The sequence below is a fragment of the Phormidium sp. FACHB-1136 genome, from assembly GCF_014697375.1.
Lineage (GTDB): Bacteria > Cyanobacteriota > Cyanobacteriia > Phormidesmidales > Phormidesmidaceae > Nodosilinea.
Genome location: NZ_JACJRS010000100.1, coordinates 1 through 20,626 on the forward strand (window position 1 = coordinate 1; position 20,626 = coordinate 20,626).

At 55.2% G+C, this 20,626-nt stretch carries 24 protein-coding genes; 18 read left to right on the plus strand and 6 right to left on the minus strand.

The annotated features are described in order from the left end of the window. The first annotated feature begins 382 nt into the window (after window positions 1-382). The gene (locus H6G62_RS21620; RefSeq protein WP_190499039.1) at window positions 383-1,591 is read left to right on the plus strand and encodes a saccharopine dehydrogenase family protein; all 1,209 of its coding nucleotides are present in this window, start codon (window positions 383-385) and stop codon (window positions 1,589-1,591) included. On the opposite strand, the gene H6G62_RS21625 is transcribed toward H6G62_RS21620, so the two are convergent. Next, the gene (locus tag H6G62_RS21625; RefSeq protein WP_190499041.1) at window positions 1,588-1,920 is read right to left on the minus strand and encodes a hypothetical protein; all 333 of its coding nucleotides are present in this window, start codon (window positions 1,918-1,920) and stop codon (window positions 1,588-1,590) included. The genes H6G62_RS21620 and H6G62_RS21625 overlap by 4 nt on opposite strands. Before the next feature lie 83 nt (window positions 1,921-2,003). Here H6G62_RS21625 and H6G62_RS21630 point away from each other — a divergent pair, with 83 nt between their 5' ends. Then, entirely contained in the window at window positions 2,004-2,939 is a 936-nt protein-coding gene (locus H6G62_RS21630; RefSeq protein ID WP_190499043.1) for a F0F1 ATP synthase subunit gamma, read from the plus strand. 267 nt (window positions 2,940-3,206) lie between these two features. Here the strand turns inward: H6G62_RS21630 and H6G62_RS21635 are convergent, their stop codons facing one another. Continuing rightward, a complete protein-coding gene (locus H6G62_RS21635; protein WP_190499045.1) occupies window positions 3,207-5,339 on the minus strand; it encodes a PAS domain-containing hybrid sensor histidine kinase/response regulator in 2,133 nt (710 codons plus the stop codon). Window positions 5,340-5,792: 453 nt separating this feature from the next. Here H6G62_RS21635 and H6G62_RS21640 point away from each other — a divergent pair, with 453 nt between their 5' ends. Further along, window positions 5,793-6,530, plus strand: coding sequence for a hypothetical protein (locus tag H6G62_RS21640; RefSeq protein ID WP_190499047.1), 738 nt, complete (start codon window positions 5,793-5,795; stop codon window positions 6,528-6,530). 143 nt (window positions 6,531-6,673) lie between these two features. Here the strand turns inward: H6G62_RS21640 and H6G62_RS21645 are convergent, their stop codons facing one another. Further along, window positions 6,674-7,957: a hypothetical protein gene (locus H6G62_RS21645; protein ID WP_190499049.1), complete on the minus strand. Its 1,284-nt coding sequence runs from the start codon at window positions 7,955-7,957 to the stop codon at window positions 6,674-6,676. 665 nt (window positions 7,958-8,622) lie between these two features. Here H6G62_RS21645 and H6G62_RS21650 point away from each other — a divergent pair. Next, complete coding sequence (locus H6G62_RS21650; protein ID WP_190499051.1) at window positions 8,623-9,342, plus strand: TIGR02466 family protein; 720 nt, start codon at window positions 8,623-8,625, stop codon at window positions 9,340-9,342. Here H6G62_RS21650 and H6G62_RS21655 read toward each other — a convergent pair. Beyond that, entirely contained in the window at window positions 9,317-10,597 is a 1,281-nt protein-coding gene (locus H6G62_RS21655) for a glycosyltransferase (RefSeq protein WP_190499053.1), read from the minus strand. The two genes, H6G62_RS21650 and H6G62_RS21655, sit on opposite strands and share 26 nt — an antisense overlap. Window positions 10,598-10,770: 173 nt before the next feature. On the opposite strand from H6G62_RS21655, the gene H6G62_RS21660 reads away from it, so the two are divergent. Both H6G62_RS21660 and argF read left to right on the plus strand, forming a co-directional pair. Further along, complete coding sequence (locus tag H6G62_RS21660) at window positions 10,771-11,364, plus strand: Uma2 family endonuclease (RefSeq protein WP_190499055.1); 594 nt, start codon at window positions 10,771-10,773, stop codon at window positions 11,362-11,364. 109 nt (window positions 11,365-11,473) lie between these two features. Beyond that, the gene (argF, locus tag H6G62_RS21665; protein ID WP_190499057.1) at window positions 11,474-12,391 is read left to right on the plus strand and encodes an ornithine carbamoyltransferase; all 918 of its coding nucleotides are present in this window, start codon (window positions 11,474-11,476) and stop codon (window positions 12,389-12,391) included. 97 nt (window positions 12,392-12,488) lie between these two features. Here the strand turns inward: argF and H6G62_RS21670 are convergent, their stop codons facing one another. Continuing rightward, window positions 12,489-12,653, minus strand: coding sequence for a hypothetical protein (locus H6G62_RS21670; RefSeq protein WP_190499059.1), 165 nt, complete (start codon window positions 12,651-12,653; stop codon window positions 12,489-12,491). Window positions 12,654-13,038: 385 nt separating this feature from the next. On the opposite strand from H6G62_RS21670, the gene H6G62_RS21675 reads away from it, so the two are divergent. The 12 genes from H6G62_RS21675 to H6G62_RS28405 all read left to right on the plus strand — a co-directional run bounded on the left by H6G62_RS21675 (window position 13,039) and on the right by H6G62_RS28405 (window position 20,313). Beyond that, on the plus strand, window positions 13,039-13,254 hold the full coding sequence (locus tag H6G62_RS21675) for a DUF2997 domain-containing protein (RefSeq protein ID WP_190499060.1): 216 nt from the start codon (window positions 13,039-13,041) through the stop codon (window positions 13,252-13,254). A 43-nt stretch (window positions 13,255-13,297) separates the two neighbouring features. Beyond that, complete coding sequence (locus tag H6G62_RS21680) at window positions 13,298-13,690, plus strand: DUF1257 domain-containing protein (RefSeq protein WP_190499062.1); 393 nt, start codon at window positions 13,298-13,300, stop codon at window positions 13,688-13,690. A gap of 132 nt (window positions 13,691-13,822) precedes the next feature. Further along, window positions 13,823-14,290, plus strand: a complete 468-nt coding sequence (locus H6G62_RS21685; protein ID WP_199325173.1) for a ferredoxin — start codon at window positions 13,823-13,825, stop codon at window positions 14,288-14,290. Further along, window positions 14,283-14,516, plus strand: coding sequence for a hypothetical protein (locus H6G62_RS21690; RefSeq protein ID WP_190499064.1), 234 nt, complete (start codon window positions 14,283-14,285; stop codon window positions 14,514-14,516). Before H6G62_RS21685 ends, H6G62_RS21690 begins: the two co-directional genes overlap by 8 nt. 316 nt (window positions 14,517-14,832) lie before the next feature. Next, entirely contained in the window at window positions 14,833-16,359 is a 1,527-nt protein-coding gene (bchB, locus tag H6G62_RS21695) for a ferredoxin:protochlorophyllide reductase (ATP-dependent) subunit B (RefSeq protein WP_190499066.1), read from the plus strand. 232 nt (window positions 16,360-16,591) lie between these two features. Then, entirely contained in the window at window positions 16,592-17,698 is a 1,107-nt protein-coding gene (locus H6G62_RS21700; protein WP_190499068.1) for a hypothetical protein, read from the plus strand. A gap of 399 nt (window positions 17,699-18,097) precedes the next feature. Further along, entirely contained in the window at window positions 18,098-18,355 is a 258-nt protein-coding gene (locus H6G62_RS21705) for a hypothetical protein (protein ID WP_190499069.1), read from the plus strand. A 108-nt stretch (window positions 18,356-18,463) separates the two neighbouring features. Further along, window positions 18,464-18,727, plus strand: a complete 264-nt coding sequence (locus H6G62_RS21710) for a hypothetical protein (RefSeq protein WP_190499071.1) — start codon at window positions 18,464-18,466, stop codon at window positions 18,725-18,727. Next, window positions 18,728-19,192 carry a type II toxin-antitoxin system VapC family toxin gene (locus H6G62_RS21715; RefSeq protein WP_190499073.1) on the plus strand — a complete coding sequence of 155 codons (465 nt, stop codon included), beginning with the start codon at window positions 18,728-18,730 and terminating at the stop codon, window positions 19,190-19,192. A 244-nt stretch (window positions 19,193-19,436) separates the two neighbouring features. After that, a complete protein-coding gene (locus H6G62_RS21720) occupies window positions 19,437-19,727 on the plus strand; it encodes a type II toxin-antitoxin system RelE/ParE family toxin (RefSeq protein ID WP_190499075.1) in 291 nt (96 codons plus the stop codon). A gap of 9 nt (window positions 19,728-19,736) precedes the next feature. Next, on the plus strand, window positions 19,737-20,027 hold the full coding sequence (locus tag H6G62_RS21725) for an addiction module antidote protein (protein WP_190499077.1): 291 nt from the start codon (window positions 19,737-19,739) through the stop codon (window positions 20,025-20,027). Window positions 20,028-20,181: 154 nt separating this feature from the next. Next, window positions 20,182-20,313, plus strand: coding sequence for a hypothetical protein (locus H6G62_RS28405; protein ID WP_277883048.1), 132 nt, complete (start codon window positions 20,182-20,184; stop codon window positions 20,311-20,313). Here H6G62_RS28405 and H6G62_RS21730 read toward each other — a convergent pair. Further along, on the minus strand, window positions 20,310-20,626 hold a 317-nt coding region (locus H6G62_RS21730; protein ID WP_190492062.1), incomplete at its 5' end, for a transposase. The two genes, H6G62_RS28405 and H6G62_RS21730, sit on opposite strands and share 4 nt — an antisense overlap.

Genomic DNA, 20,626 nt, shown 5'->3' on the forward strand with positions numbered 1-20,626 from the left:
GTTCTAAGTGAAGCCATAAGGCAACGCTGATAAATTCATTTGAGTCACAACTGACACAGTGCGATGGAAGGGAAATTCCTGTCTCACTGTGTTCTTTTTTGAGACGGCAATTCCCTGAATGCTCGATTAATCGAGGTGCCCATATGTCAATGATAAAAGGCCAGAATATTTGACTTTGGGTGTCTTGGTAGATGCTCTAGGTGATGGGATATTCGTCTAAGAACGTTAACGCAGGCTTAATCAAAGCCTTACGGCAAACTTAACCCAAACCGCTTTCGTTGGGGTTGAGCTAAAGACCGTCAACAGGTCTGGATTTATTTCGATTACACTGGATTGTCTAGGGGGTATCTACCCCTGTGAATTGCAAGGAGAAGCAACAGAAATGACGGCACAGCGCGTACTAATCATCGGGGCGGGCGGCGTAGGCAACGTGGTGGCCCACAAGTGTGTGCAGAATGAGGCGGTATTTTCTGAGGTGATGTTGGCCTCGCGTACCAAGGCCAAGGCCGATGCCATTGCGGCGCGGATTAACTCGCCCCGGCTTTCGACGGCGGCGGTGGATGCGGATAACGTGGCGGAAACCGTTGAGTTGATTCGGGCCTTTAAGCCTGCCATTGTGATTAACGTGGCCCTGCCCTACCAGGATTTGCACCTGATGGAGGCTTGCCTAGAAACGGGGGTGCATTACCTGGATACCGCCAACTACGAGCCCCCCGATGTGGCCAAGTTTGAATATAGCTGGCAGTGGGCCTACCAAGATCGCTTTAAGGAACGGGGGCTGACCGCTGTGCTGGGTTGCGGGTTTGATCCCGGCGTGACGGGGGTGTTCACGGCCTACGCCGCCAAGCACCACTTTGATGAAATCCATACCCTCGACATTGTGGACTGCAATGCGGGCGACCACGGCAAAGCCTTTGCAACTAATTTCAACCCCGAAATCAACATTCGCGAAATTACCCAGCGGGGCCGCTACTGGGAAAATGGCCAGTGGCACGAAACCGATCCGCTCTCGGTGCATCGCCCCGTGACCTATCCCGAAGTTGGCCCCCGCGAATCCTATTTGTTGTTCCATGAAGAATTGGAATCCCTGGTCAAGAACTTCCCCACCCTGCGGCGGGCACGGTTCTGGATGACCTTTTCGGAAACCTACATCACCCACCTGCGGGTGCTAGAAAATGTCGGCATGACCCGCATTGACCCGGTGATCTACGAAGGCCGCGAAATTGTGCCGCTCCAGTTTCTCAAGGCGGTGCTGCCAGAACCCGCTTCCCTGGGCGAGGGCTATTCGGGCCAAACCTCCATCGGCTGCCAAATTCGCGGCATCAAAGACGGCCAGGAACGCACCTATTTCATCCACAACAACTGCGACCACGCCGCCTGTTATCGGGAAACCGGAGCCCAGGGCGTCTCCTACACCACCGGGGTTCCGGCCATGCTGGGGGCGGCCATGGTGCTGAGCGGCCAGTGGGGCGGTGCCGGGGTGTGGAACGTAGAGCAGTTTGACCCCGATCCCTTCCTGGCCCAGCTTGGCGAATTTGGCCTGCCCTGGGTGGAGCAGGTGGGCTACCCGATTGAGTTTGAGCCCGCCTAGGGACTTGGGTAGTCAACCCTGGGGTCACTAAACACATCGGCGGCTTCGGCGGCGTGAACCCGGCCTAGGTCGGGTAGGGCTTGGCTGACCACCTCTGGGGACTGGGTGAGCAGGTCGAGCAATTCATAGCCGCTGGTAGGTTGCCCGGTGGCCTGGGAAAAGCGATGGGCGTAGTAGTTGACCTGGGCCATAATGCGGGGTTCGGCCTGTCGCAGATACATGCACAGGCAAGCCCTAGCCTGGGAATCGACATCTCGCCCTAGGAAGTAGGCTAGGGCCGTGAGCAGCCGTTGTTCGTAGTCGGGGAGGGATTGGGGCAGGGAGTCCATGACGGTGCCGGGGGATTGTGCCTATGCTGGGAGGTAGGACGCAGTTGCCCTAGACTCTCCCCATATTCTCTTTTTTTGGTGCCATGCTCACCCTGGAAGCCCTGCAAAGCCAGATTCACAGCATTGAAGACCTTCAGTCGGTGGTGCGAACCATGAAGGCTCTGGCCATGGTGAGCCTGCGCCAGTACGAAAAGGCGCGTTTGTCCCTGGCGGACTACCAGGGGACGGTGGAACTGGGGTTGCAAGGGTTGTTATCCCATCGGCGGTTTGAGGAGGAGGGGGCGGGGCCGCTGCCGTTGGAGAATCCGGGCTCTGAACTGGGGCAGGTGGGCGTGGTGATTCTCGGCTCTGACCATGGCCTCTGTGGCCCCTTTAACGAGCAAATTGTTACCTATGCCCTGGATCATCTGCGTCACCAGGGCATCGATCCCCAGCAATGCCGCATCGCCGCCGTGGGGGCGCGGCTGCTTCCCCACCTCGCAGCGGCCCAATACCCGGTGGATCACGCCCTTTCCCTACCCAGTTCCCTAGCTGGAATGGCCCCCCTCCTGCAAGACCTCTGGGCCGTGCTAGAAACCTGGCGCTTTCCCACCCACTCTCCTCCATCCGCCGCCCCTGGGGCGATTAGCCGCATCCTATTGTTCTACCACCAGTCCCTCTCCACCACGATGTTTCGGCCCTTTAGCCTGCAACTATTGCCCCTCGAACCCACCTGGCTGCAAGACCTAGAGCAACGCCCATGGCCCTCTCCGGGTTGGCCCATGGTGGCGGAACCCTGGACAGGATCCCTCACGGCCTGTTTGCGGCAATACCTGTTAATTGCCCTGTATCGGGCCACGGTGGAATCCTTGGCCAGCGAAAATGCCGCCCGTCTGTCCTCCATGCAAGCCGCCGAAAAAAACATCGAAGAACGCCTCGACGGCCTCAATGCCGACTATCGCCAACAGCGCCAAAATGCCATCACCGGGGAACTGCTGGACATCGTGGGCGGCTTTGAAGCCCTGAATAAAACGCCCTAAGAGTGTTCCATAGAAATAACTATCCATTTGCTATGGCCCTTCGCCCTCACCCCTGCCCCTCTCCCCGAAGGAAGAGGGGTTCTGAATCTGGCTCCCCTTCTCCCCGATGAAGAAGGGGGTGGGGGATGAGGGCTGAGCTTGGATGCTTTATGAGTTGGCATACTCTAAGCCAATCCGAATCAGAACCCCCCATTCCCAAACCGTCCAACCGTAGGGGCGAGGTCTCCTCGCCCACGAATGCCGGGGGCCAGTCATCAGGCTTGTGCCTTAAAGCAGCCGCTGAATTAGGGTATCGAGGCCATCGAGGGGCAGGGGTTTGGCCAGGTAGGCGTTGGCTCCGGCCTTGAGGCAGCGCTCCCGATCTCCCGGCATGACCAGGGCAGTGAGGGCCACAATGGGCATCTGGCCGAGGGCGGGGTGGGCGCGAATGTGGCGCATGGCTTCTAATCCATCCATGACGGGCATTTGCACATCCATCAGAATCAGGTCGGGGGGATGGGCGAGAGCCTGCTGAATGGCATCGTAGCCATCTTGGGCGGTGGTGACCTGGTAGCCCAGGGAATGAAGCATATCCACCAGGAGATTGCGATTGGCCGGGTTATCTTCGGCCACCAGAATTGATCCCTTGGGGGGGCGCAGGGTGGGGGGTGGGGCCACTTGGGGGAGAAGGTCGATGACGCCCTGGGCAGGGGATAGGGCCACCGTGGGACAGGGAATATGCAGGCTAAACTGACTGCCCCGGCCCAACTGGCTTTCCACGCTCACCCGTCCGCCATGCATTTCGGCAATGCGCTTCACCAGGGCTAACCCCAGCCCCGTGCCGCCATGTTCGCGGGTAAGGCTACTGTCGAGCTGCACAAAGGACTCGAACATGCGGCTATAGTCGGCGGGGGCAATTCCTGGCCCGGTATCAGCCACGGTGAAGCGGAGCATGGCAATGGGGCCGGGGGTCGGATCGGCTTCTACGGTGAGGCAGACCTGACCTCCGGCGGGGGTGAACTTCACGGCATTGTCCAGCAGGTTCACGAGGGCCTGTTTCAGCCGCAGTTCGTCGGCTTCAATCTGGGCCGGAAGCGGGTTGAGGTGAAGGCTGATCTGAATCTGCTTTTGGCGGGCCTGCGGCTGCACTAGGGAAAGGCTGTTGTCGCAGAGGTCGCGCAGGGTGAGGGGGGCGAGGCGCAAGTCCATCTTACCCGCCTCAATTTTGGCCAGATCCAGCACGTCGTTGATCAAGGCTAGGAGATGGCGGCCACTGCGCTCGATGATGCCAATAGCGTGGTGCTGACGCTCACTCAGCGCACCGTAGATCTCATGGCGAAGCGCCTGGGCCATACCCAAAATCGAACTGAGGGGGGTGCGCAGCTCGTGGCTCATGGTGGCCATAAACTCGTCCTTCAGCCGAGTGGCGCGAGACAGTTCGCGGTTGGCCTCGGCGAGGCGGTCGTTGCTGGCCCGCAGTTGGGCCTCCATTTGTTTGTGGTCGGTTATGTCGCGGGCTTCGGGAATCAGCAGCACCACCTGTCCGGTCAAATCTTGCAGGGGCCGGATCGAGAAGTCCACCGTGACAACGCTGTCCTGCCGACCGCGAAAATCTAATTCGTAGCGCATAAATTTGCCCTGGGCGGCCTGGGCCACCGCTGCCTGAAGCCGCTGCTGTTCCGCCACCGACAGCGACCACCAGTGGGACTGCCACAGGGGCTTGTGCAGCACATCCTGGGGCCGTAATCCGGCAAAATCTAGGGCGGTTTGGTTGGCCTCCAGCAAAATGCCGTCCGGGGTCATCAGCCCCGTGAACTGGAAGGTGTTGTTAAAAATGGCGCGGAACTTTTGCTCGCTGGCCTGGAGTTCGGCGGTGCGCTGGCGGATGCGATCCTCCAGCTCCTGGTTAAGCTGGGCCAGGGCTTCGGTGGCCGCCTGTCGTTCTTGGTTCATGCGCTGAAGCAGGCCCATTTCTCGGCCCACGGTACCAATGCCGATGGGCTCACCCGTCTGGGGATGGCGCACCAGGGTGGAGTTGAAAAACAGCGGGATAGGATCTCCGGTCTGGAAATGCCGAATATCCATCACCCCCTGCCAACTGCCCCGCTCCACCACCGCCGGAACCACTTCCTGGTGCAGACAGGCCACCATCGCCTCGTCAAAGTAGTCCGCAATGGTGGTCTGGCGCACCGCCTCCAAATCGGGCAACCCCACTAGGGCCCGCCCCGCCGAGTTCATAAAGGTCATGCGCTGGTCGAGGCTACTGAGCGCCACCAGATCGGTGCTGCTTTCCACCAGGGCCATCACCCCAGCCTGCAACAACCGCAGTTCCTGAGTATCGTCCGAGGGGACGACCGGATCCGCTGGATCGGCCCTCAGGTTCGCGTCTGCAATTCGGTGCCCCTTTGTTGCCTTAGTCATCCATGGGAGTTATCCGCCGTGATAACTTGTAGTGAATTTTGGGATAAGGGATAGACCACCCTGCCTGGCCATTCCTTGGCTACGGGGACAACGAGGTTGCGAAAACAGGCATACATGACGGACTCCATCATCCACGGCAGAATGAGTCAGAAGGGGGCATTCTGGCACAGTCAACCGTCAATCTACTAGTAGACTAGCGAATCCCTGGGCAGAGACCATCAATGTTTGCAGTTGTCGGTAAATTCTTAACCCTTCTCAAGGGGGGCTTAACCCTTCTCAAGGAGGTGCGCCCCAGCCCGTTTAAACAGCCGCAACCAGTTTAAACAATGGTCTAGATCCTAGCCCGAACCTCGGCTATGCCCCTTACCCTATAGGCATAGACCATAGCCATAGCGCCAGTGCTTCCCCCAGCCAGCCCTTCATCACCATTTACCTCATTAAGGGAGCCTCACCATGAATCGCCCCATTGTTGCTAGCCTGCTGCTGTTAACCCTGCTGGGCTTAGGGGCCTGCAATGGCACCGCCGCCACCAAGGTTGATGCTCCCAATACCGTGGTTGAAGCGCCCCACCTTTCCGAGGCCGGGGCCAAAGATGCTTCAGACGCCGTAGCCGAAGATGCCGTGACCGAAGATGCCGTGGCCGAAGACTATACCGTGGTGCCGGGGCAGCGGGTGGGCCAAGTCACGTCTACCACCAGCCGCCAACAACTAGCCGAGATCTATGGCGAAGCCAACCTAAGCGACACCGAAGTCCATGTCGGGGAAGGCTTTATGGAACCGGGTACCGTGGTCAGCCTTGGCAACCAGCCCCAGTTTGCCGTGGTGTGGCTAGACGACAGCCGCAGCCGTCCCCTGATGGCCAAGGACTTTAGCCCCGACTGGAAAACCCCCGAAGGAATTGGCGTTGGCACCCCCTACGCCACGCTTCAGCAGACATTGGGATCCTTCCAACTCTACGGTTTTGGCTGGGACTACGGCGGCACCCTCTCCCTGGAGGGCAGTCAGATCGATCAGTACTACGGCTTGTTGTTGCTGCGGCTGGAACCCTCGACAAGTGCCATGGATGCCAATCCTGAAGCACTCCAGGCCACCATGGGAGATCGTCTTATCCCCAGCACCGACCCCAACCTGGCCCAGCTCGACATCAGCGTATCCAGCATGATGGTCTACCTTAATGAGCCCGTGGAATAGAAACCTACCCTCGGTTCGTAGGTCTGCCTCCCGCTTGGCGGATTCAGCCTCAATCCAGGTCAGATCCAGGCGGTCGAAAAGAATACCCTAGGCCAGACAGTCACCATGGGCGGCCCGCCTGACAATGCCTATTGGATGTGGTATTAACTTGGATCCACTTCGTTGACGGCCTCTGGTTTGGGGGCAGTGGGCCACTGGATGCGGTTATCCTCGGCTAGAAGGCGGGCGATTTCGCGGGCACCATAGCGGTTAATGTGGCTGGGATCGGCAAAAAAGTGGGACTGCCAGCGCCACAGTTCTAGTAGGTCTACGACGGTCATGGTGCCCCGGTCGGCGTAGGTTTGCAAAAAACGCTGAAATTGGCGTTCATAGACCATCCGCACCGGGTCGAGATAGTCGTCGCTGAGGGGCAAATTGACAAAGGCGATGGGAATGCCCCGACTGCGGAAGGATTGAATCACGGCATCTAGGGAGAGGGTTTGCACCCCATCGAGGCGAAAGGCGCGGTAAGTGTCGTCGTATTGGCCGCGCACCCTAGGGAAAGAACGGTAGTACACCGATGGGTTGAACTGGTCATTCACGGCCAAGAAGCCCTGGCTATTGATGGGGCTGATGGGAATGGGATCGCTGGGAATGACCAAATCGGGCGAGGGATTCGCGAGACTCAGTTGAGCCCCATGGCGCACGGCGGCATAGCCCGGAGACTCTAAAATGGCGGCAAAGGTGCGGTCAAAGCGGCCACTATTAAAACCCCTCGCCCCCTCTGCCCAAATCACCAGTTGGGGGTGCATATCCTCGGCTAAAAGCTGTCGGGTAACGAAGCTCAACACCTGGGCAGTGGCTCCGTTCACGCTAAAGTTATACACCCGCAGGTTAGGGCGTCCCTGGGCCGCAAGAGACTGTTGCAAGACCTGGGGATCAATGCCCTGCAAGGCCCGCGAACTCCCCATGATCAATACATCTGGCACGCCTAGGGTGGCCACGTAGGAATGGTAGAGGCTGATCTGTTCATCCAAGACCGTGCTGCCCAGGGAGGGGAACACTCGCGGCACTCCAGCCTGTTGGGTCTGCGCTTGGGCTTGGGCTTGGGCCACCGCTAGGTTGTTCAGATAGTCCGCTGCCCGCCGTTGACCAAAGGCATAGCGAGGATCCTCCACGGGCATTCCCTTCAACCACAGAACCGACTGCCCCCAGGTGGTCGCTACTTGCTGCCACTCCTCTGCCGTGGCGGCGGTTTGGGCCAGTTGGGCCGCTTGGTTGGCCTCTTGCACCGCTAAATACCAGCGATCCGTCGCCGCAGGGGTCTCTGGCAAGGGGGCCGCCGCTGCCATGGGTTCCCGGTGATCCGGCGTTCCGGCTTCTATCCCGCCATCGGGAGACGCCACCGTACTGCCACAGCCCACCACCAGCACCCCAACGATGCCCATGCCCCAAACACCTGACCTGAGCCAGGGGGGCAGCAGCGGAGAGGGGCGGGAGAAAGGCATTGCGGTAGGGGGCGTCACCCTTTCCCCTTGCCAAAACGGTACAAACGGGCGGATAAACGCATTGGGGAACATCGGCTAGAGCCCTCTATGCACACTCCCTCCCATCTTAGCGATAAGTAGGCGGGTGAAATTAAATGGAAGATGGCAGGGTAGCTAGGGCGATGCCCATATGCTGCGGTTGAATGCCCAAGGCTTAAACGTTCCGGCCATGGCGAACCTCTGCCAACGTCATCAGACAGCAATTCTCAGTATGACTAGGCTGGCGAATAAAATACCGCTCAGGCTGAGCTGTGAGCCTGTCGAACAGTCGAAGCCTTTTCACCCTTCGACAGGCTCAGGGCGAACGGCCAATTTGCCAAAATGAGAATTGCTGGTCATCAGATGCGAAGCTATACAGCAGCACCAGCCATGGATTACGCTAAAATCGTCGCATCGAGCGCCAGGGTAGAGCCGTTGCCCTTTCCAGCGATGGAGGGTGGCTATCACTAAGGGCACATACCAGCGTTTGATCCGTACCCGGCAATGGCTCACAAAAACACTGCCACCGTCATTCGTGGCTTTGCGTCTGACGAGCGCGACTCGGCACGTTAGGATTGGATACCCCCATGCCCGTTGATACCTGGTTTCCCCTAGCGATTTACTACGAAGATTTGCCCGATGCGCCCCAGCATCAAGCGGCGTTGATTGAGGCAGTGCTTGACCTGGAAAAATCGGGCTACGAGCCGCGCAACTTCCCCGAAATGGCCTGGACAGGCGACCTGCACGGGGTAGAGCAAATTCATCTCGATCCGCGCTTTGCCTGGATTGTGGGCCAGGTGGAAACCCACACGCGGCAATACCTGGATGCCCTAGGACTAGATTTGAGCCAGGTGGATTTGTATATTCAGCGGGCTTGGCCCGTGGTGTCGCGCCATCAGCAGGAGGTGGGCACCCACTGCCACAACACCGCCAACATCAGCGCCGTGTACTATGTGGCGGTGCCCGAATCCGGCAGCGATGAATCGGGCTGTTTAGCCTTTTTTGACGACGCCCGCCAAAACGAAGTCAGTCCCGGCATTGGCAGCGAAAACACCGATATCATCGCCCAGTGGAACTACCTCAACCAAGACCAAGCCCTCTACCTGCCCACGGAAGGCCGTCTGATTCTCTTCCCCGCCAAGCAGCGCCACGGCGTTACCATGAACCACACCGAGGGGATGCGAATTTCTCTGTCCTTTGACATTGTGATCACCGCTGCACCGGGGCAGGCCGCTGGTTCCTACGAGTTTCTGACCCCGCCCCCCAGTCAGTGGAAACGGTTTAGTGAGCCGCTTGCGCCATCGTGACCTGTTCGATGATGTTAGCCGCCTTCACCACACCGCCCGATTGCTGGATACTCCGCTGCATAGCCCTCGCCTTTTCTCGATAGGTGGGGTTATTCAGAACCTCGGTTACGGCCTTTCGTAGCCCTGCAACGGTGAGCTTGGCGAGGGGAATCACCTGTCCGGCCCCGGTGTAGGCGATGCGGGCAGCAATACCGGGCTGTTCATTGGTGATGGGAATGGCCACCATGGGTACCCCGCTGCTGAGGGTCGCAATTACCGTATTCAGCCCCGCGTGGGTAATCACCAGGCTAGATCGCTGGATGATCTGCTGATTGGGCGCGTAGGACACCACCAGAGGCGATCCGGGCAGCTTCACCTGGGAAGCGTCCTGCTTGGGGTTGCCCAGGGAAATCACCAGTTGGGCGTCTAGGTCTTGGCAGGCGGTGGCAATCTTCTCAAACACTGCCCAGTTGCGGTTTTGCAGCGTTCCTAGGGAGGCGTAGATCAAGGGTTTGCCCGAAAGTTGCTCAAAGGGGAAAGGCGGCTGGTCAAACTGTACAGGTTCGGTGCCGGAGGGATCGATCAGCGGGCCAGTGTAATGAAAACAGGGGGTAAGGCGCTGGCGGGGAAAGTCAAAGCCTTCGGGAAGCTGGGCGATTTGGGCTAGCTGAGAATAGGACGCCTCCCGATTACGATGGGGCGGCAGGCTCCAAGTTTGCCGCTGCTTCACCACGGTTTTCCAGATGGGCAGGGTGAGGTATTGAAGCAGGTTATTGCCCAGTTGGTTCCGCAGTTTTGCCCAGGGGGTGTCTTGGTAGAGCTTGTGGGTGAAATAGGGCGGCACACCGGGTTCTCGGTTAATCGGCAGCGCATTACATACGGTGATGAAGGGCAGCTTGAGGAAATCGGCTATGGTACCCCCGGCAGTGGTTACCTGATCGATCAGCAATACCTCAACCCCGGCGGATTGGATAGCGATGGGGGCACGGCGAAAGAGCATTTCCGCCTCTTTCTGAAAATAGGCCAGGGTGAATTTGAAGCCCGCCAGTCCGTCCATCTCGCCCAGTTGGGTGTAGATTTGGTCGAGATCGCCGGGGGGAAACTCCTGTGCCCCGATTTCAAAAAACGTCAGCCCCGATTGAGTCACCTTGGCTTTCACATCGGGCACCCCAAACAGCGTCACCTGGTGCCCCCGCCGCATCAACTCTCGGCCCAGGCTGGCCATGGGGTTGAGGTGACCAACGGAACCGGGGCAAAGGATTCCAAAGTGAGTCATCGCAGGAGGCTCCTGGCCGAAATTTGGATGGCCTTATCCTACCGGAGTTGGAGCAAACTGAGTCAGCCGCTAGGCTTCTATGATGAACGTTAGGTGACTGCCAAGATCTGTCGCCGTGCTCCGCCCATCGCCGTTTAGATGGCTACCCCAACCCCTGAGTCTGGAAGGCTGCTATGGTTCAAACCCAACCCCGCCCATACACCCCGGAAGAATACCTGGAACTGGAAGCCAGCGCCGATTACAAAAGCGAATATCGCAATGGAGAAATCGTACCCATGACCGGGGGAACCACCAACCACAATGAGCTGGCCCTCACCCTTGCCGCCACCTTAAAGCTTTCTCTCCGAGGTCAAGGCTACAAGGTTTATATGGGAGATGTGCGTCTGTGGATCCCGGCTCACCGCCAATATATTTATCCTGATGTCATGGTAATTCGAGGTCAGCCCGTCTATGCCGACTCCAGCAAAACCACCGTCATGAATCCCAGCCTAATTGTGGAAGTGCTGTCAAAATCGACGCAAAACTATGATCAGGGCGATAAGTTTATGTACTATCGCGCCATTCCTGACATGGAGGAGTACCTTCTGGTCGATCAGAAGCAACCCTACGTGATTCAGCACACTAGAACCGAAACGGGACAATGGTTGCTGACCGAATATCGTGGGCAAAATGCCAGCCTGTCCCTCCAGGGAATCCCGTTTGAGTTGGGGCTGATGGAACTTTACGAAGGGGTAGACTTGGACGAACCATCCTCTGGAGCCGAATAACTCGCTAAGATTCCCTAACAATTCCCCGTTTAGAATACAGATCCAAGGGGAGGCCAGCCCCAGATCTGCTAATGTCGTATTTTCCTCCGTTAGAGCAGTGATACGCCCCATGCCATCGTTACGCGGACGCGATCTTCTTAGCCTTAGCGACCTCAGTGCCGACGAACTTGCCGGACTGCTGGAATTTGCCGCCGATCTAAAGGCGGGCCGGAGCAATCCTCTGTTTCCTAACAAGGTGCTGGGCCTGCTGTTCCGAAAAGCCTCCACCCGTACCCGTGTGAGTTTTTCCGTGGCCATGTACCAACTGGGGGGTCAGGTGCTCGATCTCCACGCCGGAGTGACCCAGGTGGGGCGAGGCGAACCCACCAGCGACACCGCCCGCGTATTAGATCGCTACCTAGATGTGGTGGCTATCCGCACCTTCGACCAGTCGGAAATTGAGGAATTCGCCGACTACGCCAGCATCCCCGTCATCAACGCCCTCACCGATTTAGAGCATCCCTGCCAGATTTTGGCCGATTTGCTCACCATCCAAGAGGAATTTGGCGATTTGCAGGGGCTCACCCTCACCTACCTCGGCGACGGCAACAACGTGGCCCATTCCCTACTGCTGGGCTGCGCCATGGTGGGCATGAACGTCCACATTGCTTCCCCCGACGGCTATGCCCCCGACCCCACCATTGCGGCTAAGGCCGAGGCGCTAATGCCCCAGGGCGGCAAGGTGCTGATTACCCAAGACCCCGAAGCCGCCGTACAGGGAGCCCAGGTGCTCTACACCGACGTGTGGGCCAGCATGGGGCAAGAGGATTTGGCCGACCAGCGGCTTCCCCTGTTCCAGGACTACCAGGTGAACGACGCCCTGCTCAGCCAAGCCAGCCCCGACGCCATTGTGCTCCACTGCTTGCCCGCCCACCGAGGTGAAGAAATTACCCACGAGGTGATCGAAGGCACTGCCTCGCGGGTGTGGGATCAAGCCGAGAACCGGATGCACGCCCAAAAAGCCCTCCTAGCCAGCGTTCTCGGTTAGTCTCACCACCTCAATACAGGCAACCCAAAAACCGTAGGGGTGGGGTCTCCCCACCCACCATCGACCTTGGGGGTGACCATCCAGACAGAGTGCCCGGTTAGATCAGGTTGAGGAAATGCAGAATGCCTTCGCCACTGAGGCGTTCGATCAAAACAGAGAGGGCAAAGCCCAGCATGGCAAGGCGGCCATTGAGGTTTTCGGCGTCGCGGGTGAAGCCCCAGATGGTGGGTTCGATCTTGGTGGCGTTGGATAGCTGGTTCATAATCCTCCCTCTTTGTAACGCTTTGTTAAGAACAATAACAATTTAGCCGTAAAAATGCCATGGCGCTACCCTCGTCCTTGGGAAGGGGCGGCAGCAGGACGGGCTGTAGGACGGGCTTGGTGGCGACGGCCTTGGGTCTGAGGTCGTCGCTCGGCTGTCTTGACGCCCCTGAAAAGTTACGCGACACTACATCTAATCGAGAGCCTATCTCTCGCTATCCAATGCGGGTCAATACAAGTTATTGACTTTTGCAATGTCCAACCACGGGTGAAAGCCTTAATCCTTAGTAGGATAAAATTGCGCGAACTCCGTAACCGTCCAGAAAAACGCCTCAGCATCTCCATGCTTTTTGGCCCTTTGTGACAACAGAAATTAACATCCACCTATGGAAACCCTAGAGTTCATTATTTATCCCGACGGTCGGGTCAAGGAGATGGTGACGGGCATCGTGGGAGCCTCCTGCGCCGAAGTCACCGCCGCCATTGAAGCGCAATTGGGAACGGTGGTGTCTCAGCAGCCCACGTCGGAATACTACGCCCAAGCCCAGGAGCAAACCATCCAAGCACAGGCTTCGGCTCAAGTTTCCCATAGCCAGTGGTAGACCGTTGTTTTTAGGTTTTGTTCTCAATACCCCGTAAGGAAATATGTCACACTTTAGCCAAATTAAAACCAAACTTCGCAACCTCGCTTCCCTCCAGTCGGCCCTCACCGACCTGGGTACCGAGTGGAAAGCTGGCCCCTACCCCGTGCGCGGCTACCAAGGCCAAACCCAGCAGGCGGATCTGGTGATCCCCCAAGACAACGGCTACGACATCGGCTTCCGTCGCAATACCGACACCCAGGACTACGAACTGGTGGCCGACCTGCAATATTGGCAGCAACCCCTCACAGTAGAGGGTTTCCTGCGTCAGGTCACCCAACGCTACGCCTACAATACCGTTTTGGCCGAAAGCAGTCGCCAAGGCTTCCAACTCGCCGAAGAGCAAGTGCAGCAGGATGGCTCTGTGCGCCTAGTGGTACAGCGCTGGAACGGCTAAATTCAGCTTCAACAAGCGATGGATAGGGGGCGTTCAGCCCCTTTTTACTCGGTTAGTCCATCCTCTAGCTTTAGCCCTAAACATGTCGGTGGGGCTGAACAACGGTAATGCTGTCGGTACGGAGTCGGCCCCATGTTCGATGCGGATGCTTCCTTTGACTTGTCTCCTCGGATGCCCCAACCCACCGGGTTTGAGCCAGAACTGGGGGGCCACCTGCGACAGGCCGACAGTCGCACCGGGTTTGAGCCAGAACTGGGCGGGCAACTGCGGCAGAAGGGGGTCTACGTCGATGAAATTACCTGCATCGGCTGTAAGCACTGCGCCCATGTGGCCCGAAACACCTTCTACATCGAGCCCGACTATGGTCGTTCGCGGGTCTACCGTCAGGATGGCGACTCCGAAGACATCATCCAGGAGGCCATCGACACCTGCCCCGTAGACTGCATCCACTGGGTAGACTACACGGAACTCAAGCAGCTTGAGGCCGACCGTAAGCACCAGGTGATTCCCATTGCCGGGTTTCCGGTAGACAAGGCCACCGCCATTCTGCAAATGCGCCGAGCCAAGCTCAAGGCCAGACAGTCCAGACCCCATGCCTAAGCCCGCTCAACGCCAGGGAGCCTCCAGCGCCGAGCGCATCGGCAGCGTTGTCATCGGGATTTTATTTGTCGCCATAGCCCTATGGCTGGGGGTGATGACGTGGCCTCAGCCATCCAGAGGAGAGGTTCTGGTTGTGCTGGTGGTCGGGAGCTTGGGCATAGACGCCATTCTCAGCGCCCTGCAACGGCGACGATCTTTCTTATCTCGGATTGGGCCACTGCCATAAAGCATCTAGGTAGATCACAAAGTCCTCGAAGCCCTCACCCCCAGCCCCTCTCCCACGAGGAGAGGGGAGCTAGAACAGATCAAAGTCCCTGAGAGGGATTTAGGGTGAGGTCTAAAGCGCAAGCTGGCAGCAGGTTTCTCAAGATTGCAGCGGCTGGCTTATCTCGACCTCAGGTTAATTAAGAATTCTCTCGCTGCGATCCAATCTTCCAGGTCATTGCTGACAATAGAACCCATGCCAACGGTTGATGGATCTGGCCAGTTCAGGGTGTTTCGGCAAACTCACGCTGACCACTGCCACCCAGGAGACTCACGGTATGAAACTGGCCTATTGGATGTACGCTGGCCCCGCCCACATTGGCACCCTGCGTATCGCCAGTTCCTTCAAAAATGTGCATGCCATCATGCACGCCCCCCTTGGGGACGACTACTTTAATGTGATGCGTTCCATGCTAGAGCGGGAGCGGGACTTTACCCCCGTCACCGCCAGCATCGTGGATCGCAACGTGTTGGCGCGAGGCTCCCAGGAAAAGGTGGTCGAGAACATCGTCCGCAAAGACCAGGAGGAACGCCCCGACCTAATCGTGCTGACCCCCACCTGCACCTCCAGCATTTTGCAGGAGGACTTGGCCAACTTTGTGCAGCGGGCCAGCCTAGAGGCCAAGGGCGACGTACTGCTGGCGGATGTGAACCACTACCGCGTCAACGAACTGCAAGCGGCGGATCGCACCCTGCAACAGATCGTCCAGTTTTATACCGAAAAGGCACGCAAACAGGGCACCCTACCCCAGGGCAAAACCGAAAAGCCCTCGGTCAACATCATCGGCCTCACGACGCTGGGCTTCCACAACAACCACGACTGCCGCGAACTACGCACCCTAATGGCGCAGCTCGGCATTGAGGTCAACCTAGTGATGCCCGATGGTGCGTCCGTCCACGACATCCAAACCATGTCTCGCGCCTGGTTTAACCTGGTGCCCTACCGAGAAGTGGGCGGCCTCACGGCGGAATACCTGCACACCGAATTCGGGATGCCCTGCGTCAACATCACCCCCATGGGCATTGTGGAAACCGCCCGCTGCATTCGCGCCATCCAAGCCGTCCTCAACCAACAGGGGGCCGAGGTGGATTACGAAGGCTTTATTGACGAGCAAACCCGCTTTGTCTCCCAAGCGGCCTGGTTCTCCCGCTCCATCGACTGCCAAAACCTCACCGGAAAGCGGGCCGTCGTCTTTGGGGACAGCACCCACGCCGCCGCCATGACCAAAATTCTGGCGCGGGAAATGGGCATCAAAGTCGTCCTCGCTGGCACCTACTGCAAATACGACGCCGACTGGTTCACCGAGCAGGTGGGCGACTTCTGCGATGAAATTCTGGTCAGCGAAGACAATGGAGCCATCGCCGACCGCATCGCCCAACTGGAACCCGCCGCCATCTTTGGCACCCAAATGGAACGCCATGTGGGCAAACGGCTGGATATTCCCTGCGGCGTCATTGCGGCCCCCATCCACATCCAAAACTTCCCGGTGGGCTATCGGCCTTTCCTCGGCTACGAAGGGGCCAATCAAATTGTGGATTTGGTCTACAACTCCTTCACCCTCGGCATGGAAGACCATCTGCTAGAGTTCTTCGGCGGCCACGACACCAAGGAAGTGCTCACCGCCACCCTCTCCGCCAGCGATGAACTAGGCTGGAGTGCCGATGGCATGGCGGAACTGCAAAAGATCCCCGGTTTTGTGCGCGGCAAGGTGAAACGCAACACCGAAAAGTTTGCCCGCGAACAGGGCATCGGCCAAATTACCGCCGAAGTGCTCTATGCCGCCAAGGAGGCGGTGGGGGCTTAGGGGTTGCCTAGGGTTGGGGCGCACTGCGGTGCGCCCGTACCGGGAGAAGCTAAATTTTTCTGGAAGGTTTCTGCATAGCTGTTTTCTTTAGGCGTATTATGCAAACATTTTTAGTAAAGTAAGTCGTTAGTCTCCGAGAAAAACTGGGTATGCTTCGACTGGCAGGTAGTTTGCTTCATCTCTCTTAAACATTTTTAGATCTACTGATTCCTATCTCTATCACGCAAGCAACATGAGACAACTAGAAATCGTCACTGTACTTGTATTCCTAGTGGCAATCATCATCAATTATATGGTTTTTAGCGATTCAACATTCAACGTTGGACTTGCACCAATATTGACTATATTTTTTCTCTGCTTATCTATTGGGGCACTTTATTGGGTGTTTTTCACCTCGAACGGGAAGGCTTTTGCTCGAAAATACAATGACAAGCAAAAAAAGTTAATAGAAAAACAAGTTAAAGAATTGAAAGAGAATTACATAAGCAAAGAGCAGGCGTTTAGTGAGCTAGAAAACTTTTCTCCATCACAATCAATATTTTCAAGCGACAATAAATCAGCTATCTCAATTGATGAAAATTCAAATAATATTTGTCTTCTTAGCAACCCTAGTGGGCAATCATTAAAGTTTTTTGACAAAAGATCTATTCAAAGATCAGTTATTTCATATAGAGATATTCTTGAAGTTGCAATTTTTGAGGACGGCAATTCTATTACAGCTACGTCAAGGACAAGTCAAGTAGCAGGGGCTATCATTGGAAATATCATGCTAGGTGGTGCTGGCTTAGTTATTGGTGCCCTTACTGGGTCGAAAAAAACGTCAGCAACAGTGAGCCGCCTTGAAATTAGGTTGATTATAAACAATACTAAATCACCAACATGGTCGATTGCCTTTATTCACTCCGAAACTTCTAAGAAGAGTCCATCCTATCAAAAAGCTGCGAATCAGGCTAATAATCTGCTCGGGTTAATCAAAGTTCTAATCAAGCAAGCAGACGACGAGGATAAAGCTACAGAATCTCAAAGGGTTAATCCAGCCCCCTCTGGAGAACAGAATGTCGATCTTTCAGAGCTAGCTAAAAGCGGCGATCCTGGAGCCATCACATTGTTGCTAAACCGTTCTCTTAAGAAAAGAGGCATTATAGCCAAAGTTAGAATGCAAGGAAATACGTTAAAAATCGCCCTTGCATCAGAAAATCCTCCAAATCCAGATGATTTAGTTCCGATGATTCATAAAGGAATGATGGGGCTAAATATTGATGCTGTTGAGAATGTTGAGATCTTAGGCTATCGATTGGGAGAATCATCACCAAGCTGGTCTAGAATCTTACAAATGTAGTTTGTAGGGTAGGCATTGCCTACTATTCGTCCCTTATTGACGATAACGATTCTGGCAGAACTGAAATCGCTTAACTCATGAGCGGAATTGACCGAGACATCATCCCTGATCCCCGCCCAAGCTTAGTTGATCGTCACTTGCCCAATACCCCTCAAGTCCAACGACTACTCCGAAAAGAAGGCAGAGCGCATGTCTTCAAGAATCTCGAAACCCTAAAACGAGTCACGCAGGCGATCATTGAGGGCGGAGAGCGAACCGGAATCGAGGATGAGGACGACGATTACGAACGATATGGCCTCTACTTCTCAGAACCCATCGGATACATAATTAGAATAGACGGGAGTCAAACGCCTCTTTACTACGGTGAGATCAAAATTATAAAGTCAACAGGTGAGTATCATGCAATCCCACGCACTAGCCCTCGCAGAACAGGCTAAAACATGGAAATTCCTGGAACTTTGGGTTGATCCATTTATTTTTCCACCCAAAATTCTAATGCTAGTGGGTAATCAGGACGGTACTTGTCATATTTTTAACCCTGCGCTGAACTACAAACTTGTCGTCACCCACTCTAACTATGCAGCCGCCCAAGATTGGCTTCTTGAAGATGAATATGAACGAGTGAAGGGGCAAGTTTTGGCTGAAGAGGTTGTGTAAGTTCGTAGGGTGATCGACACCCACCATTTTCGTCCCTGTAGTAGGATAGGCATTGCCCACCATGATTCCTATAGGATAGACAGCAACCCTAGTCCACCATTACAGGCCATGTCGCAAGTCCTTCTCAACCAGATCCTTAATCAGTTGCCCTCGCTAGAGCCATCTGAACTCCAGCAGCTTAGCCAAGCGGTTCAAAATCGCTTGAAAGATAGCGAAGTGCTGGCCAAGCGTGCAGCCTTCCATCAAGCCTTAGTAGAATCTGGATTAGTTCGGCAAATTAAAACAACAAATTTGGAAGGAAGAACACATCGCCACTTTATCCAAGTTCAAGGAGAGCCGATTTCCCAAACCATTATTGGAGAACGTCGCTAGATGGCCATCTACTTTTTAGACAGTAGCGCCCTAGTCAAGCGATATATCAACGAAACTGGCTCAGCCTGGGTATCAGAGCTATTTACTCCAACACCAGGCCATGACTTCTTTGTTGCAGCCATCACAGGAGTCGAAATTGTTGCAGCCATTACACGAAGGGCACGTAGCGGCAGTATCTCCGCAGCAGATGCCGCATTCGTTTGTAATCAGTTGAAGAGCGATTTGCAAACAGACTATCAAGTCATCGAAATCACAGAAGAGATTATTAACTCCGCAATGACCCTAGCAGAGAAACAAGGATTGCGAGGTTATGATGCTGTTCAACTAGCCGCAGGATATGCCATCAATGAACTTTGTATTACGAACGGATTATCACCGATCTTTTTTGTTTCCGCAGATAAAGAGCTAAATCTAGCGGCTAACAAAGAAGGTCTCCTAATCGAGAATCCAAACCACTATCCGTAGTCCGTAAGGTGGACAATGCCCACCATTCTTTCTATGTGGGTCTACTATTTTGCTGTGTAAACCATGTCCATACTACTCACTAGATTTATTGGTTGTATCCAGGCCGATGAAAACCTATCAACCAACTATAAGCCAATTGTTCGAGATACTAGAAAATCAAGTCATCCTAGGGCTAAACGCTGACTCCAAAGCTTGCAGCCGTGATCTGCTTGTTTTTCCGTATCCCACAGGATACAGTTAGAGCATGATTGAAATCCGCGAAACTGAAATCTATTCTCAATGGTTTAAGTCACTGCGTGATCGCCAAGCAAAAGCGCGTATAGACATTCGTATTCGCCGCCTATCTATGGGCAACCCAGGAGATGTTAAACCAGTAGGGCAAGGCGTTTCGGAACTGCGGATTGATTATGGCCCAGGCTATCGGGTGTATTTCGTTCAGCGAGGTGAGATCTTGATCATCCTCTTGGCAGGAGGGGATAAACGGACTCAGGAAAGAGACATCAAAACAGCGCTAGAGTTAGCACAAGACGTATAGGAGGTTTTTATGGCTACTATCCAAACCTACCCTTGGGATGCGGCAGAACATCTAGAAACACAAGAAGATATAGCTGCCTATCTTGAAGCCGCCCTTGAAGATGGCGATCCAAGCTTAGTCGTAGCAGTATTAGGTGATATTGCTCGATCTAAAGGAATGACAAACATTGCCCGTGAAACAGGATTGGGGCGTGAAAGCCTCTATAAAGCTTTGTCAATCGAAGGTAATCCAGAGTTTGCCACGGTTCTTAAGGTTATCCAATCGCTTGGATTACGCCTCCAAGTTGTACCAATTGCCTAACACTGCATTGGTGCGGACGGTATAAAACCTATCGATGGGCGTTCAGAGCCATCTACCGTCGCGAAACTTCACCGCTAGTCCGTAGGGTGGGTATTGCCCACCATTCTTCCTGCTCAGGGTTTTACAATAAAGCCATTTATGTCGCGAGTGGCCTATGCTGAACTCATCGGATACGCGGGAACAGATTTATCGCTATGTTGAGCAACTGTCCCAGGAGCGGTTGGCGGTGGTGCTAGATTTCTTGGCTTATCTAGTAGAACGTGACAATAAGCTGATATGCATTTAAATTGCATTGATTGTGTTTCCTTTGTTTTTGATCTTGCGATCCCATTTGATGACAAGCTGCCCTTCGTTCAACAGGTTATGAACAAGCGCTTCTAGATCCTCAATCGACTCAAATAGACGATTGGCAATGAATTCCTTTGCAGAGTGCCAAACTAACTCGATTAAATTATAGTCCGGACTGTAGGGTGGCAGAAATTCTAAAACAATGTTGGGCATCTCCTTCGCTATCTTCTCTAGAATCTCTGCCTTTTTATGAATACTTGCATTGTCTAAAATGATAAGAATCTTAGGGCCATCCTGCTCAAAGTCTTCAA